The sequence below is a fragment of the Burkholderia cepacia genome (assembly GCF_001718835.1).
Classification (GTDB): domain Bacteria; phylum Pseudomonadota; class Gammaproteobacteria; order Burkholderiales; family Burkholderiaceae; genus Burkholderia; species Burkholderia cepacia_F.
Genome location: NZ_CP013444.1, coordinates 1,052,912 through 1,078,733, shown reverse-complemented (window position 1 = coordinate 1,078,733; position 25,822 = coordinate 1,052,912). Strand labels below are relative to the sequence as shown.

The following is a 25,822-nucleotide window of genomic DNA, read 5'->3' as shown; positions in this document are numbered from 1 at the left end:
GGCGCATCACTTGCGCGCGCTCGCCTTCCTCGACGTCTTTCGGCTCGCCGAAGTCCTCTTCGCGGCAGCAGGTGGTGGCTTGAGCTCGAAGTCCTCATCGGGGACAGCGGGCTGCGGGCTGCGGGCTTCATCGAGCAGGGACGACAGCGTCGCCACGGCTTTGGCGATGGCGTCAATTTGCTCCGGCCGCAAGGACCCGCGAGCAGGCTCGCGAGTCGGCACAGGGGCAGTCGACGGGCCAGGCGTGCCAGCAGTAACAGCCGGTTTCAACTGTCTTGTTGCGGCTGGCTCGAACCGGGCTGCATCGCCATGGGTGCCATGCCCCTCGTCGGCCGACAGACGGAATGAGGCTGGCGCGCCGGGCAACACATCGACAGAAACGACTTTCGGGGAAGCACGCGGAACGCGTGATAAAAGGTCAAACTGCCCTACGGACAGCAGCCACTCGAACTCCGCCCACGCGAGGTCTGCGGTTGACGGCGCTGCAATGTCGAAGCCATTGCGCAACTGCTTCGAGATGGCTGCAGTGGTCCGCGCCCAGTCCGCATGCCAGCAAGCTGGGCCCAGAGCACCAGCGAACGCGCCGAACCAGGCATACGTCGCCGGCAGCTTTTCCGCCACCTCCGCCAGCAGGCTAACATGACCTGTACCGGATCCGACCCACAGTGCGAGTGCAGCCAGCAGTGCGGGCAGCCGTGCATGCGCGACGCTGCCCACTGCGTGACTGTTCGCAAGCAGGGCAAACGTGGCGCGCTCGAACTCCTCCACACGATATTCCAGCGGACCGGTTGCCAGCTTGCGAAGATTCAGCGATATCGCCTGCAGTTCCTCGGGCAACGGCGGCTGCGGCCCCCGCTGTTCGCGTTGCCGTTCGAACGTCCAGGAAATGAGACTCACGAGTTCGCGTGTGAAGACATCTTGCCCGAACGCATCCTCTGCCAGCCCCCAGGTCGCGCGCAGTACGTCGACGCCGACCACACGCCATCTCTTCTCGGCTTTTTCCAGCAGTTCAATCCGGTCGGCTGCGACCCGAAGCGCGTGGCTGTCGCTCCGGAAGAGCGCCGAGACTCTTGCCTGGGTAAAGCCAAGACAGAACTGCACCCGGGACAGGGGGACGGCTGTTATCCCGGACTCCGGATTGCCACCCTGTGCGAGCAGTTCGCCAAGGATGAGCGATGGCCAAATGGCGTCTGCACCGACTGATGCTGACGCCGTGATTGGCTCGGACAGCCTGAATTCATCGTGGTCCAGCAGGCGCACGTACTGGCTGATCGGGAACACGTCGGGCGAATAGGTCGCCAGCCACGCGAAAAGGTCGTCCGATCTGAACCGGTCGAGGACCGCCACCGCTGGAAACGGTGCCCCGGTGTTACCGCTGAAAAAACCAACAGTAAGGTCACCTTCGCTGGCCGGACCGCTCAGCGGCGTTGCGCAGTCGTCGTTACCGGACGCCGGGTACGAGGCACCAAGAAGCGCCTTCGAAATGTCGCTCCGTTCAACGGCAAACCAGGTAATTGAGCGTGAGGTCATTATCGGATGTTAAAAAAGGTCTTCTAGGGTAGGCTCCGCAGGTTCCGCGAACGCGGCGTCCAGCAGCGGTGGCACCGAGCCAGTCGAATAGGCGGAAAGGCTCGTCTTGGCACGCGTCACGGCCGTGAAGAGCTTTTCGGGACGTGCGGTTCGCAGCTTTTCCACAAACATGAGATGCGTCGCGCGAAACTCCAGCCCCTTGGCCGAATCGATTGTGACCACACAGACTCTCTGGTTCGCGGTGAAGGAGCGGTCCCCATCCCGTCCGCTTTCGTGGTAGCCAACGACGTTGGCAAACTCGCAGCCTGACAGGCACTCCTTCACGCGCTGAACGTCGTTATTGGATGGCACCAGCACACCAATCAGTTCATTGGGATAGGCTTTCAGCTGCCGCCGGATCGCAGCCACGAGTTTCTCAAGCTGCGCGTCGATGGAGGCGCACGGAAAGAGCTTCGCAGAGGACGGCAGTGCATCTTCATCGTACCTGCACGTTGCGAGCAGACTTTCTGCCGGCGGGACCGGCGGACGAATCCGGTCTGCGACTGTGCAGATTGCATGTCCGATACGATAGTGGAACGGCAGAGTGAACTGCTGAAGGCCAAGACCCATCGCCGAAGCAATGCCCTTTCCTGCCTGCAGCTGCTGGTTCCCGTCGCCTGCGAGAATAAGTCGCGGCGTAATCTTCCTCATGAAATCCAGTTCCTCGCCGCCAAGATCCTGAACTTCATCCACAAGGATCGCCTGATATCTTTCAGGGCCCAATTCCGCCGCCACCTCTGAAAGAATTTCTGCGCAGCGCCGGCTGCTCTGTCGGAAGTCCCCTTCCGTCGCTTCGGACAGTCGATGCGGCCTGTTCTGCCGGATAAGGTCAATAGACCATTGCCGATGCGTAGAGATATGATCGATCTCAAGCACCTGCTTGACCGCAATGCCCGTTCTGATGAACTCTGTCAGGGACCGCCCCACGGTGAGCACGACGATGTTCTTGAATCGCTTCAAATAAAGGTACTGGGCCCGAAGCAGCAGGATGTTTGTCTTCCCTGAGCCGGGACCTCCAGTAACGAGAAACGAATCGTCAACGCCCACCTTGTTGACGATGTGAGCCTGCTGCGGATCCAGTTGCTCTGATTTTGTCCACCATCCCGCGTCCACGATTTCCCCCCGCATGTACTGGCAACGTACCTGATCAAGCGGCCGTCGCCGCACAGATCGGAGTCTGGAAGCCTCTTTATTGACTGCTTAGCAGTATATCCATTTCGCTCGCCGCACCGCGAGCATAACCATGCTAAATCGCTGCACGCATGAGAAGCATGGCGACGTTTCAAGGTAGGCTGATTGGTTCGACAGCGGCTGGTCCTATAGCCGCTGACGGCAACATCGACGCTCCAGCGCACAGACCACGACCTGACCGTATAATTGTTGAGCGGCGTTGTTCCCTGCGTCGGGCCTCATGCATTATCCAGCCAGGTCATCGGCACAAGCTTCACACCGTTGCGCCACTCGGGCAGGCCGACCACGCCACCAATATCGCCCCACACGTCGTGCGAAGCATGGTCGAGCACGATGAGCTGCAGACCGCCTCGGGCGGCCAGCGTCACCTGCCCCATCACCTGGAACGCTTGTCGGACCGCGTGCACGTCTTCGTCGCGCAACAGTGGCTCCTCGAGCGGGTCGTCGTCCGCATCTTCCGCCCGTTCCACGACGCGCTTTGGGAAGTAAACCTGGCTCGGCTGGTCAAGCACGAGAAACGCTGGAACAGGACTTTTGCGCTGCGACAAGAAAAACTGGTGCAGCGCCAGCAGCACCGCCAAGTGATACGAGAGCCAGTTTGAGCCACTGCCAATCTCGGACAGGTAATCGTCACGCTCGCTGCCATGCACCTTGATCGTCAGGTCGTTGATTTCGAGCGAAACCGGATCGTTCGGGCTCTCGACATCAAGATGCGGCAGCAATCGTCCCGCATTGTTGCTGATCGCATGCAGCGCCCGGCGTTTGTGCGCCTCGATATCCTGCTCCCGCAGCTCAGCGTCCAGCTTCTGTACCAGCTCTCTCAGCCGCGCGACCTCATCGACAAGCTCGCTGTCACTGCCCAGCCGTCGATGTAGATCCAAGGCAGATTCGAGGTTGCCGACAAACCGCTCCGCCCGTTGCGCAGCAAACTGTCGCTGCCGCGCCGCGTCCGAACGGCCCGCCAGGGCCCGCTTGCGAATCTGGACCGACCGCAGCCGCTCGGTTGCCTCTCCGACTTCCGCGGTTACCCGCTGCAGTTCACGGTCAAAGGCTGCCGGCAACTCCTTGTCAAGGCCAGCCTCCGCCTCGACTTCCTGCAGGCGCCCGGACAATGCCGTAAGCCTTCGCCTGGCTGAATCCGTTTGGCTGCCGCACACCGGACAATCCGCCTCGTCGTCGGCGTGCGACAACAGCCAGTTCGACAACTGCAGACGACCGCGCTGCAGCACCAAGGCACTCTGATACTGGTCGACGCCAATGCGCATGCGGTTCATCTCACCTAACCGGTGGCGCAAGGTCGTCAGCTCACGCGAGACCTCACGCTCTTCGGCCTCAAGGTCGCTGAGCTCATGCAACGCCTCCGAGATGGTTGAGGTAGTCACCGACAGGGTGAGATCCGTGCGCGCAACGACTTCTTCCAGACGCTCGATCATCTGGTCACGTGAGAGCTTCTCCTGTGGCCTGGCGGCAAGCCCCAGTTCCTGCGCCTCACTGAATTTTGCCTCCAGGTCGGCCAGCCAGCGCGCGGACACCTCCAGGACGTCCTTGAGTTCCCGCTCCTTGCGGCGCAGTTCCTGTCGCACGCGCGCGAACTCGAATTGTCTCGCCATCAACGCGGGCGTCACGGCGCCAAGCACATACGGGAAGATCTTGCGCAGCTTCTCCCGGTGCTCGTAGGTATTGGCCTTGAAGAAGAGCACATCGGGATTGGCGACGACGTTCTGCGGCTGAAATGTGAACGCAGCAAGATCGCGGAAGCTCGCGCGACCGTCAAATCCCGCCGGCTCGTCACCGCCGGAAAAATCGAGTCGGGACAAGCCCGCAAGTTCGTCCAGCAGGCGCTTTACCGCGTCCGCGTTAGTGTTTCTGGTAATGCGCCGAGGGATCTCCGCAATCCGCGAGGCTTCCAGCAGGTACATGTCATCGGTACTGCGCTGCGCACCGGGTTCGCGCCGGGCAAGCAGCTTGTCGCCCTGGGCCGTCGCCAACACGACGCCGAACCACTCGCAATGCTTGCGGATGGTTTTGACAGGGATCGAACAGGTGCCCGCTCCAAGGCAATAGTCGATGATGGGAATGACAGCGGACTTGCCGGTGCGAGACGCACCGCTGATGACGTTGACTTTCCCCAGTTCGAATTCAAGCCGGCGCGGCTCGAAGTTCGCATTGCGCGGCCAGAGCACAATCTCACGGATCTGCAGAAACATCAGAGCCTTACCTTTAGCGTTGTCGTTATCTCGTGCAGCGTCAGTTGGCCGCACCAGGCGCCGAGCTTTTCTGCATCGGCCATGAGTTGTTTCACGTCATCGGGAAGACCGCGCGCCCTGGTGCGCGACAACGGACTGACTTCACCGTCGTGGGACAGCTGGACTAAGTGCCCGGCCGCAGCCAGTTCGACCGACTGCAGAGTGAGCTCACGCCAGCGCACCGCGCGCTCGTGAATCTGAAGCAGAAGGTCCTGCTTTGAGACCTGCGAATCCCCGAATTTCGTTGCGAAAGCGCGAAGCCCTGAGCTCTGCCGGGTGCGCCGCAGCAGCTCTGCCGTCGCGCGGTGCAACACAACGGGCAGGACAAGGAACAGCAACGGCAATTGCGGCGAGGCACTCTCCGGATGGCTTTCGACATATCCGCAGCAAAAGCGCCAGACGATGGCCGCGCCCAGCGCTGGATTCTGGATGTTCTGCGCTTCACGGGCTAGCATCGTCACGCAGCCTTCCAGAGCTTGATCTGCCGCTCGTAGTCAGGATGCCAGCCGATCAACAGGTCATCGGCGAGCCGGTGAAGACATCCCGGGATGAAATGACCGGGCGGCTGCATCGCCTGCACCGGCACGGAAATATCCATGCAATCCGCATACAGTGCCTGCCCCTGCTGTTCATCGACCTTGCTGCCGTGCGCAACTGTGCAGGCGCGCTTCTTGTTTTTCCAGCCGCGCTTCAGCACCGCGTCCAGTTCATCGAAAGACGACGGATCGACCTCTCCGCTCAGTGCCCAGATTGTCCGGTCGGCAGCGGCCATCAGATAGTCACCGACAGCTTCGAGCTTGTCCTCGAAGTCCATGCCAATCAGATCGAGCTGCTGCACGAAGACCTTCGGCAACTGGCCGCGCGACTCCTCCTCGCTCGGTCGCCTAGCGCGGCTAAGCAGCACCGTGTCCCGATCGATCCTGCGTACGTAAGAAGCATAAGCTTCATGAAATGCGTCACGGGCGATGACCGCCGGCTTTCCCTCCTCGAGCAGTTGGTCCACCATCCGCTTGACGACGCCACACATATGGTCGGCAATGTCGCCGACCCTGGCGGGGGAAACCGGATGCGTGCGGATGATCGCCTCGACGTCAGCCTGCGGGCTACCGGTACCGACGGTGAGCTGGAAATTGCATATGATCAGCTCCAGACAGCGGGCATGCGCATTGAATACGCATTCCAAGTACGGGGCAATATCGTCGGCCACCGTGCCCTTGAGCGCAAAATCGGGCGGCGGCCCCCATAACATGTCCCGTGCATGGGCGATGGCCGCCCGCGCCTGCTCCTGCGTGCGTGCTCTCGCAAATGCCTCGACGATCTGGCCGCCAACCGGACGGGAGACATAGATCTCGAAAGCCACCCTTTTCAGGTCGCACCCGGTGTCCGTCGCCAATGTCGCCCAGTTCGATAACGTCTTCCACAGCGACTTTGCGCGATCGGCGACTGGATTGGCCGTCAACGCGCTCTTGCTCTGGATCAGACGCACGCCTGTGTCGGTGTGCTCTTGCGCAACATCGTCAAGATGCTCCATGCTGCAAAAGCTTCCCGCTGGTGCCTGAAGGAGCAGTTGCGTCAAGCGTGTGTACTGCAAGCCATAGCCCAACGCCTGGCCTGGCACCTCGGTTCTTCGACTTCTGGCGCGGGAAGACCCGCCCCGCCTGGATGTCGCCATTCAGTTCGCCCCCGACTGATCTGCATATCATCTTACAACAGACAATCCGGCGCGAGTACGCTGAGAAGGGGATCAAAGCCCGTTTTCAATGCCAGAACCGCAGGTCCCGTCCGTGAGGCCGCGTGGAAGATCAAGTGGCAGGCTGGTTCTCTCTCACGGAAGCGGTTACCCCCTTGCGCGGGGGCTCACGCGCCGTGACCGGGCTTTCGCGCTAAGCGTCAAGCCCCGTTCCGCGTCTCGCCCCTGACGGGCATCAATCCCTGGCTCAGCAGTCAACCCCGTCGCTTTCGAGGTAGGCGTGGCGCACGGCCGCGCCTTCTGCGCGACACCACTACTCGGTCTGCTCGGGACGCGGCATGCATCCGACTCCCAGCTTCCCGCCCTTGACGCGCGACCGTAGCCGATAGCGGGCAAGCATCAAGGGGCGAGGGACCGTGTTGCCCGCACCCCTCCCTCGCCTTTCTCCTTGACGCCTGCCCGCTATCGGCTCCCCGAGTCGCACGGGCGGGAACCCGGGAGTCAGGCGGCAGCAAAGCCAACCCCGAGTTCCACCGGGAGGTGTCCAGCCGCAACGACAAGGCATCTCTCTTCGCCCGGTTCAGGTCCTCAACCTTGACTGTGGAGATCACCATGCAACTCGCTTCCTCTTTCCATTACAGTGCACCGATGCTGCGCGCCGAGTCGCCCCTCTCGGACGATCAGATTCGACGCGTCGCCCCATCCATTTTCGCGGACGGCAAGCACGAAAGCCGCTCCGAACGCTACACCTATATTCCCACCATCGACGTGCTGCGCGGCCTGCGCAACGAAGGCTTCCAGCCGTTCATGATCTGCCAGACCCGCGTGCGCGATGCCCGCAAGCGCGAATTCACCAAGCATATGCTGCGGCTGCGCCATGCCGACCAGATCACCGGCGAGGAAGCCGACGAGATCGTGCTGCTGAACTCGCACGACGGCACCAGCAGCTATCAGATGCTCGCAGGCACATTCCGCTTTGTGTGCCAGAACGGCATGGTCGCGGGCGAGAACATCGCCGATATCCGCGTGCCGCACAAAGGCAACGTAGTGCAAAACGTGATCAACGGTGCGTTCGACGTGCTCGACGGCTTCACCCTGATCCGCGAGCAGAAGGACGGTATGCGTGCCGTGTCACTTGAGCGCGACGAACAACATGCGTTCGCGCGCTCCGCGCTCGCGCTGCGCTATGACTCGACCGATGCCGACGTCCCAGCCCCCATCAGCGAAAGCCAATTGTTGGCCCCGCGCCGCTTCGAGGATCGCCGCGACGATCTCTGGACCGTCTTTAACCGGGTGCAGGAAAACCTGACCAAAGGTGGCCTGCATGGACGCTCCCGCTCGGGCCGCGCGATGTCGACACGGCCCATTACGGGTATCGACCACAACGTGAAGCTCAACCGTGCACTGTGGATGCTCGCGGACGCCATGCGCCAGATGAAGGCGTAGCGACTTCAGGGCGACGCATTTGCGTCGCCCTGCTTCGTAGCTTTGCGCCATGACGCCCGTCGGGTCACGTCCTGACGCATCCAGTCCTTACTGGCCCGGCATCTTCTTACTCTCAGGAGTCGATCATGCAAGCCCCATCTGTTGAAACCGTCGCCTCGGCCGATGACGCCGTCGAATTCACCGCCGAACCCGCGGCCGCGCTCGAAACGAACTTCGGCAACGAGCAGCCAGTCGTGACGGTGCCGTATTCCAGCCTGCAACGTTCGCCGCTGAACGTGCGCACGAAGGCACCATCCGGCATTGCCGGATTGGCCGCCAACATCCGTGCCAAAGGCCTGCTGCAAAACCTCGTGGTCCATGAAATCAAGGGGGCACGCGGCAAGCAGCGCAAATATGGCGTGTGCGCGGGTCAGCGGCGCGAAGCCGCACTTGACCTGCTGTTCGAACAGAAGCACATCGCGGCCGACTATCCGGTGCCGGTGCGCATCGTCAGCGAAGGCGAGGCGCTCGCCATCTCGCTGATCGAGAACAGCGAACGCGAAGGACTGGACCCGCTCGACGTGCTGCGCGCCTACCGGATGCTGGCCGATGAAGGCCGCAGCGTCGATTACATCGCCGCGCTGTTCTCCGCGTCGCCCCTCACCGTCAAACGGCGCATGAAGCTCGCCAGCGTGTCGCCCACGCTGCTCGCGCTGCTCCGGGAGGACGCAATCACGCTCGACCAGCTTGCCGCCCTCGCGCTTGCCGACGATCACGATACGCAGGAACGCCTGTGGTTTGAGGCGAACGAGTGGCAGCGCCAGCCGCACTATCTGCGGCAGGCAATCACCCACGCCGAGATTGATGCGAGCCGCAACCGCCTCGTGCGCTTCGTCGGCCTCGCCGCCTACGAGGCAGCCGGGGGCTACGTGCGCCGCGATCTCTTTTCCGACGACGAGCATGCGGGCTATATCGCCGATGCCGACCTGCTGCAGCGTCTGGTCGCGCAGAAACTCGATGCAGCGGCGGCAACGGTGCGTGCCGAAGGTTGGGGCTGGACGGAAACGCGCGTGGAGCGTGACGTGCTGGAACTGAACCGTTACGGCCGACTGCGCCCGGGTCAGCGCCCGTATACCGACGGCGAGCAGCGCGAAATCGACGCCCTCACTGCGCGCCATAATCAACTGACCGCCACGCTCGACGCGCTGCCGGAGGACGACGAGGACGCCTACAACGAAGCCGAGCGCCTCGATGCCGAAATCGGGAACGTGGAAGCCGCGATCCGTGCGCTCGAAAGCCGCGCCATCGAGTGGGATGCGTCGCAGATGGCGGAATCCGGTGCGTTCGTGATCGTCGGCCCGCAGGGCGAATTGGTCATCGAGCGGGGTCTTGTGCGCCGCGAGAACTGCGCGGCACTCGACGCAGCAGGCGCGACCGTGACCGGCACACCCGAAGCGGATGCACCGGACACGACGGATCCGGCTGATGCAGCTGACACGCCGGCCAAGGCCAAGCCGATCCATAGCGCGACGCTCTGCCAGCGGCTGACCGCGCACCGTACCGCCGCCATCCATGCTGAACTGGTCGCGCAACCTGCCGTCGCGCTCGCGGCACTGTTGCGCCATCTGATCCCGCAGGCACTGCCCGAGCACTATCGCCCCGCTTTCGCACCCCGCTATCTGGCGCTGACGGGCGATAACAACCGCGACCGCCTGCTGCACGCGGCCGACGACTTGCCGGTCAGCCCGGCGTGGAACGCCATCGAGACGCAGCGCACGCGCTGGATCGGCGAGTTGCCGGCGAACCCGGCCGATCTGCTACCGTGGCTGCTCAGACAGGATGCGCATACGACGCTGCTCGACCTGCTCGCCTTCTGTACAGGCACCCTGCTCGACGACATCGCGACGTCCGACACGCCGCACGCGATCAACGCGCTCGCCGACGCGCTGAACCTCGACATGACGCGATATTGGGCACCGACCCGCGCCGCGTACTTCGACCATGTCAGCAAGGCGCGCATCGTGGAAGTCGTCTCCGACGCGGTGTCGCCCAAGATAGCGGCCGACCTCGCCAAGATGAAAAAAGGCGACGCGGCGGCCGCCGCGGAACTGCGCCTCGCGAACGTGGCATGGCTCCCGAATATCCTCACCGATCGCGCGCTTCCGGCGACGCCCTCATGGACGGTCACGGACGACGACGAGGATAGCGACGGCTCCGAGGAAGTGGATAACGATGAGGATGCAGAACATGACAACAAGCGCGTCAATCATGCGGCTCACAATATTGAGCGGTCCACCGACACCGCCGAACGGCCGCCGTGGCCCTTCCCGACCACCGAATCGGTAACGGTCGCACGCACTGATCCGGACGTCGCGTAACCCGATTGCGCCGTCTGACAGTTCGTGCCCGACGGGTGGCGCCCCAGCCACCCGTCCATCCACCCGCCTGTTACCAGCAACGTCACACTGAGGATGGCTACGCCCGTCGGCCATAGGCGGCGCATCGCGCGTGCAAAACGCCGCTCCATTGCCGCTGTCATCGCATCCACCCGCGCCACCGCCGCGTCAGTCGATTGTTCGAACGCACCCATCGCCTCATCCAGCCGCGCGCGTTGTTCGCGCCCCGAAATCGCCGCCGCGCCGAGCAGCCGATTGCCCGCCGAGCGCGCGACCTGACTGGCCAATCGTTCGCTTAGGGCGGTCAGTGCCGTCTCGTTGAGCGTGCCCAACGCTTCCCGGTACCGCGCCTCATGTTCCTGTATCAGGTGCTCCGCCAACGTGATCGTTGCCTTGCACCGCTCGAGCGCGTCGCGATGCTGCTGCAACAGCGCGTCAGTGGTACCACCGACTTCTCGGCGTGCAGCTTCGAGGCTGCCCTCGCTCGCCCATCGAATACGCTCCGGCATCGCCTCGTACAGGCGCGCATAGTATTCGAGCACCGCGAGGATCGACCAGAGCGCGTCGTTGTCTTTCAGATTCAGGACGCTCGACACCCGACGCATACGGGCCAGACTTGCCTCGTCTGGCACTTCGCCGGACACCGCCTGAAACAAACCAACGAGCGGATCGACTGACCGCCTACGACTCATTACCCTTCCCCGGTGGTGCCGATCATGGTCGAGAACATCGCGTCGCACCGCGATCGCCAGCGCAGCAGTTCCGCCCGTTCGCCGATATGCAGGGTTTCCGACGCCGCGCGAATCGACATCCGCTGGCTACGCAGCTCATCCGCTACGCGGTCTGCCAGATCCGGGAAGTCGAGCGTGTGGCCTCGTGCTTCGATCGTCTTGCGAAGCTGCGACGCCTGATAGAGCGTGAACTTGTCCGGTGCACCGAAATAGCCGTTACGCACCACATGGATCGTCGCGTCAGGAAAGGTTGGACTGAACGCCCGCAGCAGTTCCAGACTGTCGCGCTGCCGGTTGATCACCCATAGCACGACGAGCTCACGCCGCAGTTCACCGAGCGTGTCCGCCAGCGTCGCGCCAAAGCGCGCGACACCCGTCTGGCTGCGCGCCGCCGTGTTCACAACGATCGCAGCATCGCGGCGTTCGTCGCAGAAGTTGACCAGGCCGATCCAGCCCGCGGCCTCGTCCAGGCTGTAGGCGATGCACGGCAGCTCATCCTGAACCGCCTTCATCACGTCTGGATTGGACGTATCGGTTTCCACCAGGGCAACGGGGCAGTCGCGACGCTGCAAATGGTCGGCCAGCGCGAGCGAGACCAGGCTCTTGCCCACACCGCCCTTGCTGCCGCCCACCAGATAGATCGGGTAAGTCGTCGCCATACGCGTCCTCTACAGGTTCTCGGTGTCCGGCGCGATCTCGAACGAGAACGCGTCCTGAATCACCATGGTCCCCGGGTTGGTCGCCGCGCTTCCCCCGTCCTGCCGACCTTGATCTTGTGCGTGATCCACGCGCGGCGGCCTCGTTTGCTGGGGCTTCTTGGTGCGCGGCGATGGAGTCGTCCGAGCCGCCTGGCCGGTCTTTGCTGCGAGCTTGGCCCGGCTGTCTTTCGCAGTGCGTTGCATTGCGTAACGCAAGGTGCTGGCGCTGATTTCGACACCCGCTTCCGCCAATTGCTGAATAATCTCGTCGAGCGTGTAGCCCTTTTGTTGCGCGCCACGGATCTGCGGTTGCATCGACTGCACCGCATCGCGCACCGTGACGTGATGCTCGTGTGCGGGCTTGTCCGGTAGTGCGTCGAGACGACGCGCGGCGGCGTCCCATTGAGCCTGAGTAAAGCGCTTCACGACCGGCATGATCCACCTCAATGCACTGCCTTCATGTCATCTTGCTGATGCGACTGACGGCCGTCAATGCCCGAAAACAGGCCCGATTTGTAGCATCGGAATGCATGAGAACGGCCTGGAATGGCACGGCATCGGAAATTATTTTGTGTCGTCGCGCAGAGGCAACATGAACGCACGATCCATAGGTTATGCCCTGCGCTTGAAGACGAGCGTTCACGATTGTGTGAGCGATGATTCGCAGAGCCGCAGCGGTGTATGCGACCGGCACCCTCTCCTGCACTTGTGCTTGAATGCCGACTTGTTCGGTTTGCGTTCGCACCGACAAGTTCACGTACTCGATCCGATGCTTTTCTTGCGCCACACGAGGCCGACTCGATCGCTGAGGTCTTGCGCACCGATGAGTTTTCCTACGACAGGTGGTCGACGGATTGCCATGACGCGACTCATATTGTTCGCGTTTTTTCCGCTGCCTTCAGTTCATCTTGTTGCGCGAAAGACGCGTTTTTCCTGCGCGTATGAACGCGTCTTTTCACGGCTATGGCTCCATCTTTCTGCATGACTACCGCTCGCTACGCTCAGCAATTGATGAACAGCGAGAATAAAGACAATAGAACAAGGGAGCGCAGGATAGGCGACCGCCGGTTTCGGGCGCCATTGCGATACACCGAGAAAAACAATCCCTTCCAGCTGACTCAAGCATGCGAAATCTGCCTCCTAAACACCTGTACCATCCCAAGCACCTCGGTGTTTCCCGAATACATGCCAACGTAAATAGCAGCGTCGAAAATTCTGGATAACAAAGTTTTGTGTTCACGACACGGCCTCCTATATTGGAGGGAAGGACAGTCGACACATCACCTTTCATTGCGGATCCCCTCCTGTCGACAAAGGAGGCGGACCGACCGAGCCGAGCTCTGGGGAAATATTCCGTGGGATTTCTTAAACTTGCGATCGTCTTTGGTGCAATCGTCGTGATTGCAAAGAGCATTCAGCTCTTTAGTCGTCACGCGCGACGTCAGTACCGTCACAGCTTTTTCGCGGCACGCGGATTTTGGCTTGCCGCGATCGGCATTAATCTCACATGGTGGGGATACATCGGCTGGGGAACCGCATTGCTGCATCACGAACCGACTTGGGGCGGTCTCGTCCTCATAGCAATGGGGATTGCAGCAGTCGTCCGGTTGATCTACGAAAACGTCCGGAACACGGGGCCTATATACGGTTTTTTCGGGTCGATTCTGCAACTCGTCCTGTTTTTCCCGGTGGCGCTCTACGGCATCCCGCTTCTCGCAATCACCTTACTGTTTCTGCTTTTCGCGACGTTCAAGGCCGGACCAGCGTGGTTTGCGGATCATGAATGAATCCGGCGCCCCGAGACAGCAGTCGCGAGTCGCCACACAACGGAAATATCGTCGCCACCGATCAAGATCACCGTCAAAACGGAGCCTACAGGTGCCCCTCTGGTTGGAACTGTAGAAGATCGCTCTCCACGTGGAGCAAAAGACGCCGCGTACCCGAACGTGTACTGGATTCCACACACATGGAATCCAACCCCGCAGCACAATAGGTACGGCCAAACCGCTTCGACCATCAACGCTCCACATCCCGCCCGGCGTCGTCTAAACGATCTATATCGGGCACCCGCCGGTCCGGCTGCTCGCGCCTATCACCGGGCTCACGCCGTACAGCCGGACGATCTCGTTGCACCGGCATGGATCCTACGAAGTACGCCATTTCAATGGCCATCGCGCGATCCTCACGCGCGGGCGATCTCGCCATCGCGTAGGCCATCTCTCGCCACGCGGCGAATACGCCGCCCTGCGCGATCCATCCTGCGTCGCGTTGAGCGTCAGTCTGCATTGGATTCCAGTATCGTGGCGTTTCACCGCGCGCGACCAGATGGACGACGGCAGGCTTTGGATAGCGCTGCGTCACGCCGCGCGCACGGCGAGGCGTCGCGTTAGCCTCGATACCGTGCTCGCGCAACATCTCGGCAAAACGCTCGCGCCAGCGCTGAAGGTCCTTGTGGCGCGGATTCAGACGACGACCGTCCGGACCACGCACTTGGACGCTCAGATGTACGTGTGGATGCGCTTCGTCGTCGTGCGCCGCGAAGACATACGCGCGGCCGTCGCCGAACTCCAGCGCCGCGAAGTCCCGCGCCGCATCACGCACACCCTGCCGGTCCGTTGCCGGCGGCATCGACAACAGGATGTTGAAGACCTCGCGCCGTGTGCTAGTTTCCGGGATGCCCCACCCGCCCAGCTGCCAGGTCTTCGTGAGATCGCGCAGCGCGTCCTTGCCAGCAACGCGGTCACCGTTCTGGTCTTCCAGTTCGACCCTGCCGTTACGCGAGATATAGCGCAGGTGCCGACGCACCGCCCCCATGCCCTGCGCGCTGGCTGCCTTGTTGGTGATCTTGACCATGACCTCCGGACTGCGCCTGAGCGTGCGGGCGAGCTGCGCGCGCACGCGGGCGGCACTATCCCGAATGTCCACACGCGAGAGCCTCGATGCGCGAGCATGCCGCAACGGATCCTGAAACAGTCGGTCGCCCCAGTTCACAAGCATCGCGTCAATGTAGATTTTCGGGTAAGGCATGTCAGCGGCTCCAGCGATCGAGGTTCGCGCGAATGACGGCCGCCGCTGTACGCAGATGGTCGTCAATGTGTTTTCGCATCTCCGCCCAGTCGGGCATCGGATCCCGACGCGCGAGCTCCGTTCCGCCCCCGCGCGCAAACTGACCAAGCAAGCGGCTGATCCCGGCAAGCTGCTGACTGGATACTGACAATGCATGCAACTCGTGCTCGCCCAACTGAGGTTCCCGCGTCAACTGCGCACGGACCAGCGACACGATCCAGCGATTGCCACTCAGGCCCAACGCAGCCGCGCGCTGTTCGACTGCGCTCAGTTCCGCCGCGGTCAGTCGGACTTCGATGCGACTGCGCGGCTCCCCGACGATCGGCCGGGGCAGGCCCGAGATAATCGTGCAGGATTCCTCATTCATATCGTCGCGGATGGCGATTGCGATCAACTGGCGAACGCCCTCGCCCGCCGTCAAACCGCGGCGGGCGCACCAGTCGTCCCAGCGCAACCTGATTGCCCCGAGTTCGACACACAAACGCTCGCGCACGATCACGATTCACCTCAACGAGACGGTGATGGGGGTGACGGTTCGAGTGGCGTCCGGTCGATCTCGCGGGCAGACGTGCGCTCCTGAGCAGGACGCTTGCGACGATCCCGGCCCGATGGCGCGTTCGGATCGAATACCTTCGGTGTCGGGACCGGAATGCCGTCGTGCTGGAACGCAACCAGCATGCGTTCGGCACGCTGCTGCACGCGGGCAACGGAACGTTCGCTGAAACCCTGCTCGCGCATGGCTGCCGTCAGCACGGCCAGATGCAATGTCCGTTCGCTTTCGGAATACTGCGCGTCACGACGACGATGCGGTGCTTGTGCCGCAATAGGCTCCGCGTGGGCATCAAGGGAACGTGGCTCGCCGCCGGCAAGACCGCCGGATTGTGACGGCGAGACGGAGGTGGTGCGATCTCGCTGCACGACTTCTACCTGCCAGGTATTGCGATATACGTCTTTCTCCTCTTCGCCGATCACCCTGCCTTCATCATCCAGGATGGGTGCACGCACAATGACGAAGCGTTTGCCAAGATTTTCGAGCGTCACCTGATGTCCGATTTGAGCATTCGCTTCACGCACCGCGCGCTCGAGATCCACGCCCCACACGACCTGATCGATTCCGGCGTCATCGCGAAACACCACGTAGTATGAGTGGCTGCGTGCCGGATTATGCTGGTACGGGGCGCCACCGTGTTCCCGCAGTTCGCCGGCGTACCGCCGCGGTGCGTCAGCCTCGTCATTTGCGCCGTTCCGGTTCACTTCCGGAATAATAGGTGCCGACGTGGACACATCGACTGGCGCGGATGGAGAAGTTCCGTTGACGGCCGCACCTCGGTCACTCTGAGGCGCTGACGAAGCCACGGCCTGAACCTCTGCGCGACCCTGCGCGCCCGTGGCAGCCGTCGCACCGACATCCGCCGCGACCTCGATGCGGTTGTCCAACCGCGCCTGTCGAGCTTCCGCCAGACGAGCCAGGTCCGCGGCCTTCGGCTCGTAGCCGCTCACCTCGATGCCGAGCAGCGTGCCCTGCAGCCACGCCTCGCTGCGAAATGCCTCGTGACCCGACACGCGAATGCGCAGCCACGATTTCGCGCGCACCATGTCGATCATCGACTCGACCACGTCCGGGCGGTTGTGCTCGGTGACGAGGTACGGCCCGAGATCCTCGAACGCAAGCTGATACGGCGCATCCTTCAGGAAATACTGATTGCCCGCACGCAGGTAGCGCTTGCGCACGCGTTCGGGCGGCTGGTCGAGCGGTGCACGCCCGCGATCCACCTCGGTCGTCGTCCCGCTCCGCGATCGGGTGTCAGCCTGTTGCGACGCAGCCACATCGTCACGGATCGCCTGATCCCGCAATCTCGCCCGGGCAGCATCGAACTCACGTCGGCGCCGAGCGGATACGGCGTCCATCGCGGCCGATTCCAGTCTATCCCGACGTTCGTCCGACGGAGCCTGGCCGCCACTGTTGTCCGGCACGTCCTGTTCGATCACGTTGATGACCGGATCGGCCTCGTGAGCGGAGTTTGTCTGCGCCATGTCATCACCTCGCATCCTCAAAATCGACGTTGCGCTTAGGCACTACGCCGCCGCACCTCATCGTTCAGGCGACGAACCCGCCTCACGGGACGCATCCTGTTCCCTGGATTTCTCCAGCGCGGCCGCTCGCGCCTCCCGGATACGCGCCCAGGATCTCGTCTGCAACTGATCGAGCATCCCTTCCAGATTGGGGCTGTAATTCAGCTCTCGGGCGGATTTCTTCAGCGAGGCCACCGTGCGCTCCAGCAGATCGCGCGCACGGTCCCACGGATAGACCTTGGCCTGGGCGCCGTCATAACCGACCTGCAACTCGGAACCGTTCAGCCGCGCGTTTTCGTCCATCCATTTCAGGCGATCGGACGTAAACGTCATCTGATCCTTGCGATGGAACACGACGCTGCGCGTCGCGACTTCCTGGATCAAATAGTGTTCCGTGTTGAACACCTCGCCACGATACGGCCCACCGTTCTCACGCGGCGTCCCCATCCTGAGCGGCGAGCCGAACCGGTGTTCCGCCAACGCCCTGACTTCGTTGGGAACGTCACCCACGCCAAACAGCGGCTCACCGACCGGCGGGCGCGTCGACGCAAACCGAGGTGGATCGGAAACAGGAGGGACAGTTGGTGCCGATGCAGCAGGCAGGGGATCAGTCACTGGTTGCGCTGAGCCGGATGCGCCGTCCGTTGCCGGCACATCCGGCACGGCCTGCTTCGGTGCACTGCGCTTCGAGGACCGGCGACGCGGCGTCCCTTCGTCGTCGGCCAGCAGCTTTTCCTTGACGTTGCCCATTTTTCCGTCCTCCTCGCGATGCTCCACCTCAACCACAGTCATGCCGGATACGGTGGAGACATCCGGTTGACCATTCGCCCTCACAACCGAACGGACCACGGCGCGCAGGTGTTCGCCGACCGCATCGAATCCCGACAACACCGCCATATCGCTGAAATCGTTCGGTACCTTGTCGTTGATGCGCGCGTCGGCGGCGAACTCCGGCCAGGCCACGCGTGCCTGCGCCGCTTCCGCAGCCAGCCGGGCCTGCGCCTCGCCACTGCCCAGTTCGCCCAGCACGATCAGATCCGCATCGGGATACCGTTCGCGCAGGCTTTGCGCCACCAGCACCAGATTCCCGCTCGACAGTGCCGCCACTGCGAACCAGTCGGTCGCGCGTGAAGCGGACAATGCCGTCGCCATGCCTTCAGCGATCAGGATCAGCGAAGATTCGTTGGCCGGAACCAGCGTCGGCTCCGTCATCCAGTAGCCGCCCTTCTTCACGCCACCGGCCAGTGACGATTTCCACCCGTGTTCGTCGATCAGTTCCAGTGTCGAGATCGGTCCGTTCCAGACAGGCACGATCAGCACGCGCCCGGTCAGCGGTTCCTCCTCGCTGGCTGGCATATAGCCGAGCAGTGCACGCAACTCCAGTGCATCTAGTTCGCGCAGCGTGTCCATCGGCTCAAGGTGCTTGCGCACGAGATAGGGATGCTCTGGCCCAACCGGCCTCGCCCACTGCCAGATCGACGTGGCCTCGCGGGCGACAGCCGCATGGCGTGCCTGCCGCAGCGCTTCCTCGCGCTCCCGCTCCGCCAGTACCTCGGGAGATGGCGCAAGTACGGCGGTCATGCGGTCCGGATAATTCGTTCGCTTCAAGTCGAAGCCGTGCTGGCGCGCCTGCCAGAACAAGGTGGCAAGCGTCTTGCCGCCCGACGCGCTGACCGAGCGCCACGTCGTCCGGGCCGCGCGCTCGTTATAGTTAGCGGCCGTGCGACTCCACGCGTCCCAGATTTCAAAACCCTCGTCGCCGAATCCCTGCTTGAGTGCGAACGCCATGTCGACCCAGGTCTCGTAGTCATCAGCCGGAATCACGGCAAGCGCGGCGCGCGCACGGTCCGCCTCATCCACGTGGGGTATCGTCATTGCAAGGCTCCCATGACTCGCGAGGCGCTCGCGGCTGCGCGCCGCGCCGGCTCAACAAAATCGAGTTCCGCCACGTCAAGATCGTCCGCGCTCAGGTGACGTCTCGCCTGCACAACCTTGCTGGCCGGCACACCCAGCAGCATGAAATGCCGTTCCACATAGGCCACGGCCTCCTCCTCGCTGATGTCGGCCAGGTTCGGCGGCAGATCACGCGGATCCCACGCCTGCAGCACTTCCAGGTACTCGGGCGGCAGATGGATCAGCCCCGCGCCGTCTGGATCGATCTCATCAAGATGCAGATCGCGCAACCGACGCTCGACCACAGCACTGAAGTGGGTCAGGTTCATGGCCGGCACGGATGGCGCGGCCACGACGCGCGACGCAAACTCAGGATCGCGCCAGTAGCAGATTTTGTTGGCCAGGATCGGCTTGGTGTTTTCGAGCACGATGATTTCCTTGTCTCGCCCCAACTCCTTGAGCTCCTGCGGCAACAGCAACGGCCGGCGCTGCTCCGACACGCTTTCGCTCAACCCACCCCGGCCGCCGAAGAACGCATTGGGGCGACTCACGCTGCGCGACTGGTCGGTGAACGTGCCGAGCATTTCCGAGTATTCGTTTGCGTCCTTCTGCTCGCGCGGCGCATAGAGGATCTGCATCGCGTGATTCGTGATGAAGGTCCGCGCATCGGCTCGCCCGTAGACGGACTCGAGTTGCGCGATCGACTGGACGATTGACAGCAGGCGCAGGTTGTAGCCCGCCATATAAGCGACCGCGCGCGCGATGATGTGGATCTTTCCGATCGAGGTCATCTCGTCGAGTAACACGAGGCATTGGAATTTCAGCGTGGGATCGGCTTCCGGCAATTGCTTCGTGTTCAGATTAACGAGTTGCGAAAACACGAGATTGACGAGCAGCGCCGCCTCGGACAGATGGTCAGGTGTGATGCCGATATAGACCGACATGCGGCGGCGGCGCACTTCGCCCAGATCGAAATCGTTCGCGCTGGTTGCCGCGTCGACGATCGGATTAGCCCAGATCGTGAGCGGCGCGTTGAACGTCGCGAGAACGCTCGCCAGCACCTTGTCGTCATTCGACAGGAAGCGATTCAGCGCATCAACGCATGGCCCCGAGAGCAGATCACGATGTTGGACCAGCGCACGCTGCAGGTAGGTTTTGACCGGCATGCCATTGCCTGACGACTGCCGCAACACCTCGCCCATCGTGACGGGGAAATCGGGAATCGACGTCCCCTTGCCGGACCGGCGCGCATCACGCCATTCGCACAGCAGGAGCACGATGCCGAGGAACAGGTTTCGTGCCTGATCCTTCCAGAAATCGTCGTGGCCGCCTGGCGGATACAGCGCGTAGCCGATCGCGAGGATGTCGCCCACCTGGAACAAGCCATCCGAGATCGCCGACAGCGGGTTGTAGCGATGCGTGCGGCCGTCTTCGGCAAACGGGTTGAAAAGGTACACGTCCTGTCCGTGCGCACGCCGGAAGCCGGCCGTGGCAGCATAGTTTTCCTGCTTGACGTCGAGCACCACCACCGAATCGGGGAAACTGAGCAGATTCGGAATCACGATGCCGACGCCCTTGCCTGAGCGGGCAGGCGCCGCGAGCAGCACAAACTGCTGACCGGCGAAGCGCAGGTAGCGACCGCGCCATACACCCACGACAATCGCAGGCGGAGTATCGAGGTGCGTGCGCATCGTCATAACAGCCCCGCCTGACGGATTTCCGACCCGCTCGCAAAGCGAGCGCTACCGTAGAGGCGACGTCTGCTCGAGCTCGCCCATAGGGCATGCAGGCCGAGGACCGGGCCACCCAAGGACAGGAGCACGCCAAACAGCGCCGCCCCCGCGAGCTTGCGACCGACGTTCGGCATCATCCCGTGTCGCCAGGCCAGCACCGCATCGGACCAGCCCCACAGTCCCGCGTGCAGCGGATTGATCCGCAGGCTTGCATACAGGAAGAACGACGCGAGCCAGAGCGACGCGGCCAGTCCGCCAAGGAGGCAAGCCAGCACGGCCAACGTCATTGCGGCCGCCCGGGAATGCTGAAGCAAAGGGGAAGACGGATGATTCATGGCCGCTCCCTACACGAACGCGGTGCGCGCCTTGCGCACCGGATCGAACCAGACTTCCGTCATGCCCCACTGCCTGCCGGTCCGCTCGCCCGCCGCATTGAAGACCGGACGCACTTCCATGTGCGCGACGACGTCGATGGTCAGGAACAGCAAACGCTTGAGCGCGGTATCGTCCCAGGTGGCGGCTTCCGGGTGTTCCTTCGCCATCAGCGCGAAGCGCTCGATCGCGACCGTCACATTGGGCGCGTGGTAGCTCGTGATCGAACCCGCGTGTCCCGTCGTCAGGAGTTTCAGGAAGTCGTAGGCTTCGGCGCCGCGCAACTCAGCCAGCAGCACGCGATCCGGACGCATGCGCATCGTGCTCGCGATCAGATCAGCGGGCGTCACGCGGGCCTGGCCGTGCCCGCCCTTGCTGTACAGCAGGTGAACGCAGTTCTCGATGTGCCGGATGAATAGCTCGCGGACATCCTCGATCGTCACGATCCGCTCGGTCGCCGGAATCGAGCGGCACAGGGTTTTCATGAAACTGGTCTTGCCGGACCCCGTATTACCGACGACCGCGATGTTGAGCCGGCCCGTCACCGCGCCGACAAAGAATGCCCCCCAGTCCCGCGCATCCAGACACTGTACGAGCCTTCGATCATCGGCACGCAGTCCGGGCAATACCGAGTCGAGCCCATCCGGGCGATGCCAGGCCGTGTCGTCAAATAACCCCTCGTCACGGTAGGCATCGAGCGTCTTCTCGCGAGCGGACGGACGGCGGATCGTGACCGACACCGTTCGCGGCGGCACGACCGGCGGCACCACGATCTGGATGCGCCCGTCCCCCGGCAGCAGCGCGGACAGAACCGGATGCTGGGCCGAGATTTCCTGGCTGGTCAGCGTGGCCACCGCTACGGCGAACGACATGAGCCGGTCGAAATCGAGATCATCGCAATCGTGACCGTGCCAGCCGAGTTGGTTCTCGGTCATGACACGCTGCGGCCGGTTGATCACCAGTTCCGTCACGTCGGGATCGTCGAGCAATGGCGCGAACGGTCGCATCAGTTCGCGGACCGACGCGTCGTCGGGCAGCCGAGCGAATACGGCATCGGCGGATCGATCCTGCATGTCAGCACGGGCAATCATGGCGCACGCTCCGGTTGAAGCGCATAGACCGTTCCGAAATCCAGATCACGCGCGACGACGATGGTGAATTCGTCCCCCTGGTTCTGCGTCAGCGTCGGTGGGATGTTGATCGTGCTGTCGAGCACGCGCGTGGCCATGTCGTTGCCCTGCTGCTGCGTGCTCTGGAACACCACCGATCCGTTGGTGTTGCCGCCGCGTGTCGACAGATAGCCAATCGCGTCCTGGGTGATGCCGAGCAGCATCGCTGCACCGATGCGCTGGCGCCAGTGGTTGTCCACGTAGCCGTCGATACCCATGCGGCCGAGCGCGTCGGCCGCGGGCGAGTCGATCTCGACCGTGACGCCGTGAGGCGTCTTGATGCGGGCCGACAGCACGAACACCCGTTTCTGGCCCGGAGACAGGTTCGAGCGATACTGGCTGTTGATCTGCGAACCCCGCTCGATCAGCACCACGCGGCCATCGTCGGAATACACGTTCTTCGTCACCGTGCAGGTCGAGATGCCGGCCTCGGTCGAATCGAAGGCCGTATCGCCCACACAGTCGATCTTGGCGCCCTGCGCGACCACCAAACTCCGGTTGCCCAGCGTCCCGGCCTGAACGCGGGACGTGACGGTCGGCGTCAGCGCCTGGGCGAGCGCGCCGCCCGCCTGTCCCGGCCCCTGGGCTGAAGACCCTGCACCACTGCTCATCGCGACCGCAACTGATGAAGCTGGGCCCGCCATCCCGTCCACAAACTCCTGTCCGCCGCCCGTGGCCAGCAGCGGCGCGTCGTAGTAGCTCCGGGACGCGACAGCGTGCTTGGTGCGCACAGGCCCGGCAGCCACCGCCGTGCCCGACGCCGGCGTGGAGCGAACAGCAGCGGCGCTCGCGGGTACCGAGGCCGAAGCCGCACGACCGACCGCCGACGCGGGCAGATCCTTGAACTCGCGCCCCTGAGACGACGTATCGGCTACCGAATCGCGCCGCGCCTTCGCTTCAGCATCATGCCGCGCGAGAAAACCGTGCACCGTCCAGACGGCACCGGCGCCGACCACCAGCACGATCACGACCGGCGTCAACCACCAGGCGCGCGGACGGGCACCGCGGTATTGGCCCAACGCCGGCATACCACGATCCGCAGATGCGCCCGATGCACCCTCGGCCTGGCCGCGTCCAGGCTGCGAGCCGGAGGCATCGTCGGGCTCGATCACATTGCGCGGAGTATCGTCATTCATCGCCGTGACTCCGCATAACACGCTTCACGCCGTTGACCGTCGTGCCGTCATGGGGCGGCACGCCGTCCATGTCGTAAGCGTCGTTCCAGATTCCAACGACCTCATTGCCGAGCCGCAGCACGAAACGTTTCGCGACCTCGTGCACGACGATCGTGTCGCCTTCGACGTGTTTGTCGACCACGCTTTCCGTGCCATCGTCGGCCACCCGGAAAATCGCCGGCATGCGCCGGTTGTTCGGAATGCGCAGATAGGTAAAGCGCCCGTCATCCCATGCTGCGGTCGGCGCGATGTCGTCCGAGTCCGGCATGACCTGCGTCGAGTACCGTGCGTTGCGCACGGCCGGCAGCTGCGCCAGGCGCTTCGCGACCCACCCAGCATCCGAATCCCCATGCGCCTGTTTCGCCAGTTCGTCCGGATAGACGAAGGTCACGCGGTACATCACACGGTCGTTGCCGAACTTTGCCTTGAGCGGCAACACCACCAGATCGAAGCTGTAGCTGCGCCGGTCAGTACGGATCTCGAGGTTCGAGTCGTGCGCGGCGAGCTGCGGCTTCAGGTATACGTCGTGATCACCCTTGTTCGCGACCACCTGCCAGCCATCCCGGTCTCCGGGCGCGACGACCTGAATGTGCTCGTGTGGATCGAGCGCAATGTGCGTCGCAAAGCCGCGCTGCGCCTCAACGCGTACGACCTCATCCGCGCGATAGATCGCCTGACGGACGCGCGAGTCGTCGTTCCACCCCGGCAGATCGAACGCGCGAGCCACACCCGCAAACAGCAGGCTCGCCAGCGTGATACCAAAGGGAAGCGTCTTCATGGCGTGCCTCCGGTAGCCGCTGCGGACGCCGGTGGCGTATATTCCGCGTCACGGCTGTAGGCCGTCACCTTGAAGCCGAACGGGTTCGCAATCGCCACGCTCTCACGTGTGAATACGGGCGGCCGGTACGTATAAGCCAGTGTGATCACGAAACGCTGCGCGGGTACGGTATGGGCTTCACCATTCCTGAGCGACGTACGTTCGACATGCACGACCGCATGACCGGGTTCGTCGGGCGGCAGCGTAACCGACAGAATCCGGATGCGCCGCTCGAGGCCGGGCCCCAACTGCCGATCCAGTGCATCGGGACCGCTGTAGATACCGCGATAATCACGGGCGACCACGTCATCGCTCATCGCGAGCACGCTGTCGTAGTCCATCTGCAGCAGGCCCCAGTCGTAGCGCTCGCGTGCGCGCACATAAGTCTCGACCCAGTGCTTGTCCTGGATTTCCTTCGTATGCACATGGCGCGCGTCGAGCACGTCGATCACTTGGGATTCGCCCGTCAGGCGATCGACCTCGATGGGAAGCGGTACCACGCGATAGAACGGCACCATCACCGCGAGCGCCGTGGTGCTGAGCACCGCGACGCCAATCGCCGCATAGGTGACATGCCACGCGCGCCGTTCGGAGCGCTCCTGCAGGTGGGTCAGCGACGCCTCAATGTCGAGCACGCGCCCATAATCGTGCGACGCGCTCATGACCGGTCTCCCGCGTCCGGGAAAGTGGCCCGGTCCGGAGCGGCCGGCACTGTAGTTGGCACATCAGGCGTCGGCGGCACGCGGTTGACCGGCACACGATGCAAGCCGTCCGGCAATACCAGCTTCGGCGGCCCGCTGCTGCAGGCGGCCAGACTCCAGGCAAGGCACCCGGCCAACGTCAGGGAAGTCAGCATGGACATGGTGATCGCCTCAGTTTCCGAATGACGCGGGCACCATCCGATCCTGCAGCCGGTTGGTCTTGCCCGCTCGGCTCAACACCAGTTCGCTCTGCTGCTCGACCATGAGCTTGTCCTCGGTCTCGGCCAGCATCCGGAAGAGCTGCAGTTTCGTCATCTCGTTGCCGACCGCCGTGGATTCGGCCTGGATGCGCGCCTGCAACTCCGCGACGCCCTTCGGGTCCTGGGTCGCGTCGATCTGTTGGGCCAGGCTCTGGATCTGGTTCAGTTCCTGCAATTCGGTCTGGTAGGCTTGCAGGCCGAACGCCTTGTCCTGGTAGGGCTTGTTGAGCGCGCGCTGGCACACCTGCTGATCGACCCCGGTCTGGTCCTCGCAGTTGTAGATCTGGCTGGCCGAACGCAACGCCTGTGCGTTGCCCGTCAGGCCTGCGTAGCCGCCGTTCTGGATCGCCGTATAGACGCTCTGCCAGTTCGATGGCAACGAGTTGGCGACGACCGGATTGCTCAGGAGCGCGCCGAAGCCACGCGTGCCGACCGTCGATTGGAAGATCTGGATCTCCTGCTGCACTTGCTGCTTGAGCTGACCGACGGTGGCGATGGCCTGCACCACGTTCTGCGCGTCATAGACCGGGATACCCTGCGACTGGGCACCGGCGCACCCTGCCGCCCACATGAATGCGGCACTCATCCATCTGCTTCGTCCATTCATGGTCATCACC

22 protein-coding genes are annotated in these 25,822 nt (G+C 63.1%); 3 read left to right on the top strand and 19 right to left on the bottom strand.

The window, feature by feature from the left end; translation table 11 throughout:
- Positions 1-6 precede the first annotated feature (6 nt).
- The 5 genes from WT26_RS25155 to WT26_RS25135 form a co-directional block, all read right to left on the bottom strand.
- Positions 7-1,530: a hypothetical protein gene (locus WT26_RS25155; protein WP_155123199.1), complete on the bottom strand. Its 1,524-nt coding sequence runs from the start codon at positions 1,528-1,530 to the stop codon at positions 7-9.
- Positions 1,531-1,539: 9 nt separating this feature from the next.
- Positions 1,540-2,697, bottom strand: a complete 1,158-nt coding sequence (locus tag WT26_RS25150) for an AAA family ATPase (RefSeq protein ID WP_060292486.1) — start codon at positions 2,695-2,697, stop codon at positions 1,540-1,542.
- 281 nt (positions 2,698-2,978) lie between these two features.
- On the bottom strand, positions 2,979-4,967 hold the full coding sequence (locus tag WT26_RS25145; RefSeq protein WP_060292485.1) for a DUF3732 domain-containing protein: 1,989 nt from the start codon (positions 4,965-4,967) through the stop codon (positions 2,979-2,981).
- Positions 4,967-5,461: a three component ABC system middle component gene (locus WT26_RS25140; protein ID WP_060292484.1), complete on the bottom strand. Its 495-nt coding sequence runs from the start codon at positions 5,459-5,461 to the stop codon at positions 4,967-4,969. The genes WT26_RS25145 and WT26_RS25140 overlap by 1 nt, the downstream gene beginning before the upstream one ends.
- Positions 5,462-5,463: 2 nt before the next feature.
- The gene (locus WT26_RS25135) at positions 5,464-6,537 is read right to left on the bottom strand and encodes an ABC-three component system protein (RefSeq protein WP_231130518.1); all 1,074 of its coding nucleotides are present in this window, start codon (positions 6,535-6,537) and stop codon (positions 5,464-5,466) included.
- 771 nt (positions 6,538-7,308) lie between these two features.
- On the opposite strand from WT26_RS25135, the gene WT26_RS25130 reads away from it, so the two are divergent.
- The gene (locus WT26_RS25130) at positions 7,309-8,142 is read left to right on the top strand and encodes a DUF932 domain-containing protein (protein WP_060292510.1); all 834 of its coding nucleotides are present in this window, start codon (positions 7,309-7,311) and stop codon (positions 8,140-8,142) included.
- Positions 8,143-8,267: 125 nt separating this feature from the next.
- On the top strand, positions 8,268-10,499 hold the full coding sequence (locus WT26_RS25125) for a ParB/RepB/Spo0J family partition protein (protein WP_069271070.1): 2,232 nt from the start codon (positions 8,268-8,270) through the stop codon (positions 10,497-10,499).
- On the opposite strand, the gene WT26_RS25120 is transcribed toward WT26_RS25125, so the two are convergent.
- The 3 genes from WT26_RS25120 to WT26_RS25110 are packed head-to-tail and all read right to left on the bottom strand — an operon-like array spanning position 10,397 to position 12,381.
- A complete protein-coding gene (locus WT26_RS25120) occupies positions 10,397-11,209 on the bottom strand; it encodes a hypothetical protein (RefSeq protein WP_196222197.1) in 813 nt (270 codons plus the stop codon). The genes WT26_RS25125 and WT26_RS25120 overlap by 103 nt on opposite strands.
- Positions 11,209-11,907 carry a P-loop NTPase gene (locus tag WT26_RS25115; RefSeq protein WP_069271068.1) on the bottom strand — a complete coding sequence of 233 codons (699 nt, stop codon included), beginning with the start codon at positions 11,905-11,907 and terminating at the stop codon, positions 11,209-11,211. Before WT26_RS25115 ends, WT26_RS25120 begins: the two co-directional genes overlap by 1 nt.
- A gap of 9 nt (positions 11,908-11,916) precedes the next feature.
- A complete protein-coding gene (locus WT26_RS25110; protein ID WP_069271067.1) occupies positions 11,917-12,381 on the bottom strand; it encodes a hypothetical protein in 465 nt (154 codons plus the stop codon).
- Between the two features lie 920 nt (positions 12,382-13,301).
- Between WT26_RS25110 and WT26_RS25105 the strand changes: the two genes are divergently transcribed.
- On the top strand, positions 13,302-13,733 hold the full coding sequence (locus WT26_RS25105; RefSeq protein WP_060292509.1) for a hypothetical protein: 432 nt from the start codon (positions 13,302-13,304) through the stop codon (positions 13,731-13,733).
- A gap of 229 nt (positions 13,734-13,962) precedes the next feature.
- On the opposite strand, the gene WT26_RS25100 is transcribed toward WT26_RS25105, so the two are convergent.
- From WT26_RS25100 to virB5, 11 genes are all read right to left on the bottom strand, one after another.
- The gene (locus tag WT26_RS25100; protein ID WP_060292478.1) at positions 13,963-14,973 is read right to left on the bottom strand and encodes a relaxase/mobilization nuclease domain-containing protein; all 1,011 of its coding nucleotides are present in this window, start codon (positions 14,971-14,973) and stop codon (positions 13,963-13,965) included.
- A gap of 1 nt (position 14,974) precedes the next feature.
- Entirely contained in the window at positions 14,975-15,511 is a 537-nt protein-coding gene (locus tag WT26_RS25095; protein WP_069271066.1) for a plasmid stabilization protein, read from the bottom strand.
- Positions 15,512-15,519: 8 nt separating this feature from the next.
- Positions 15,520-17,046, bottom strand: coding sequence for an LPD7 domain-containing protein (locus tag WT26_RS25090; protein WP_060292476.1), 1,527 nt, complete (start codon positions 17,044-17,046; stop codon positions 15,520-15,522).
- A 57-nt stretch (positions 17,047-17,103) separates the two neighbouring features.
- Complete coding sequence (locus WT26_RS25085) at positions 17,104-18,960, bottom strand: PriCT-2 domain-containing protein (protein WP_060292475.1); 1,857 nt, start codon at positions 18,958-18,960, stop codon at positions 17,104-17,106.
- On the bottom strand, positions 18,957-20,675 hold the full coding sequence (locus tag WT26_RS25080; RefSeq protein WP_060292474.1) for a type IV secretory system conjugative DNA transfer family protein: 1,719 nt from the start codon (positions 20,673-20,675) through the stop codon (positions 18,957-18,959). The genes WT26_RS25085 and WT26_RS25080 overlap by 4 nt, the downstream gene beginning before the upstream one ends.
- Positions 20,672-21,046 carry a hypothetical protein gene (locus WT26_RS25075; protein WP_060083577.1) on the bottom strand — a complete coding sequence of 125 codons (375 nt, stop codon included), beginning with the start codon at positions 21,044-21,046 and terminating at the stop codon, positions 20,672-20,674. The genes WT26_RS25080 and WT26_RS25075 overlap by 4 nt, the downstream gene beginning before the upstream one ends.
- A 9-nt stretch (positions 21,047-21,055) precedes the next feature.
- Positions 21,056-22,174: a P-type DNA transfer ATPase VirB11 gene (virB11, locus tag WT26_RS25070; RefSeq protein ID WP_060292473.1), complete on the bottom strand. Its 1,119-nt coding sequence runs from the start codon at positions 22,172-22,174 to the stop codon at positions 21,056-21,058.
- Complete coding sequence (virB10, locus tag WT26_RS25065) at positions 22,171-23,388, bottom strand: type IV secretion system protein VirB10 (protein WP_060292472.1); 1,218 nt, start codon at positions 23,386-23,388, stop codon at positions 22,171-22,173. The genes virB11 and virB10 overlap by 4 nt, the downstream gene beginning before the upstream one ends.
- Positions 23,381-24,205: a TrbG/VirB9 family P-type conjugative transfer protein gene (locus tag WT26_RS25060; RefSeq protein WP_060292471.1), complete on the bottom strand. Its 825-nt coding sequence runs from the start codon at positions 24,203-24,205 to the stop codon at positions 23,381-23,383. Before WT26_RS25060 ends, virB10 begins: the two co-directional genes overlap by 8 nt.
- The gene (locus WT26_RS25055) at positions 24,202-24,906 is read right to left on the bottom strand and encodes a virB8 family protein (protein ID WP_060083568.1); all 705 of its coding nucleotides are present in this window, start codon (positions 24,904-24,906) and stop codon (positions 24,202-24,204) included. Before WT26_RS25055 ends, WT26_RS25060 begins: the two co-directional genes overlap by 4 nt.
- A 210-nt stretch (positions 24,907-25,116) precedes the next feature.
- Entirely contained in the window at positions 25,117-25,791 is a 675-nt protein-coding gene (virB5, locus tag WT26_RS25050) for a P-type DNA transfer protein VirB5 (RefSeq protein ID WP_418220541.1), read from the bottom strand.
- Positions 25,792-25,822: the final 31 nt, after the last annotated feature.

Bases quoted from the DNA above. Each gene is read 5' to 3' on its own strand.
- WT26_RS25125 (WP_069271070.1), top strand. From the start codon at position 8,268: ATGCAAGCCCCATCTGTTGAAACCGTCGCCTCGGCCGATGACGCCGTC.
- WT26_RS25085 (WP_060292475.1), bottom strand. From the start codon at position 18,960: ATGACGATACCCCACGTGGATGAGGCGGACCGTGCGCGCGCCGCGCTT.
- WT26_RS25130 (WP_060292510.1), top strand. From the start codon at position 7,309: ATGCAACTCGCTTCCTCTTTCCATTACAGTGCACCGATGCTGCGCGCC.
- WT26_RS25115 (WP_069271068.1), bottom strand. From the start codon at position 11,907: ATGGCGACGACTTACCCGATCTATCTGGTGGGCGGCAGCAAGGGCGGT.
- WT26_RS25060 (WP_060292471.1), bottom strand. From the start codon at position 24,205: ATGAAGACGCTTCCCTTTGGTATCACGCTGGCGAGCCTGCTGTTTGCG.
- WT26_RS25140 (WP_060292484.1), bottom strand. From the start codon at position 5,461: ATGCTAGCCCGTGAAGCGCAGAACATCCAGAATCCAGCGCTGGGCGCG.
- WT26_RS25075 (WP_060083577.1), bottom strand. From the start codon at position 21,046: ATGAATCATCCGTCTTCCCCTTTGCTTCAGCATTCCCGGGCGGCCGCA.
- WT26_RS25155 (WP_155123199.1), bottom strand. From the start codon at position 1,530: ATGACCTCACGCTCAATTACCTGGTTTGCCGTTGAACGGAGCGACATT.
- virB10 (WP_060292472.1), bottom strand. From the start codon at position 23,388: ATGAATGACGATACTCCGCGCAATGTGATCGAGCCCGACGATGCCTCC.
- WT26_RS25055 (WP_060083568.1), bottom strand. From the start codon at position 24,906: ATGAGCGCGTCGCACGATTATGGGCGCGTGCTCGACATTGAGGCGTCG.
- virB5 (WP_418220541.1), bottom strand. From the start codon at position 25,791: ATGAGTGCCGCATTCATGTGGGCGGCAGGGTGCGCCGGTGCCCAGTCG.
- WT26_RS25080 (WP_060292474.1), bottom strand. From the start codon at position 20,675: ATGACGATGCGCACGCACCTCGATACTCCGCCTGCGATTGTCGTGGGT.
- virB11 (WP_060292473.1), bottom strand. From the start codon at position 22,174: ATGATTGCCCGTGCTGACATGCAGGATCGATCCGCCGATGCCGTATTC.
- WT26_RS25100 (WP_060292478.1), bottom strand. From the start codon at position 14,973: ATGCCTTACCCGAAAATCTACATTGACGCGATGCTTGTGAACTGGGGC.
- WT26_RS25090 (WP_060292476.1), bottom strand. From the start codon at position 17,046: ATGGCGCAGACAAACTCCGCTCACGAGGCCGATCCGGTCATCAACGTG.
- WT26_RS25110 (WP_069271067.1), bottom strand. From the start codon at position 12,381: ATGCCGGTCGTGAAGCGCTTTACTCAGGCTCAATGGGACGCCGCCGCG.
- WT26_RS25145 (WP_060292485.1), bottom strand. From the start codon at position 4,967: ATGTTTCTGCAGATCCGTGAGATTGTGCTCTGGCCGCGCAATGCGAAC.
- WT26_RS25150 (WP_060292486.1), bottom strand. From the start codon at position 2,697: ATGCGGGGGGAAATCGTGGACGCGGGATGGTGGACAAAATCAGAGCAA.
- WT26_RS25135 (WP_231130518.1), bottom strand. From the start codon at position 6,537: ATGGAGCATCTTGACGATGTTGCGCAAGAGCACACCGACACAGGCGTG.
- WT26_RS25120 (WP_196222197.1), bottom strand. From the start codon at position 11,209: ATGAGTCGTAGGCGGTCAGTCGATCCGCTCGTTGGTTTGTTTCAGGCG.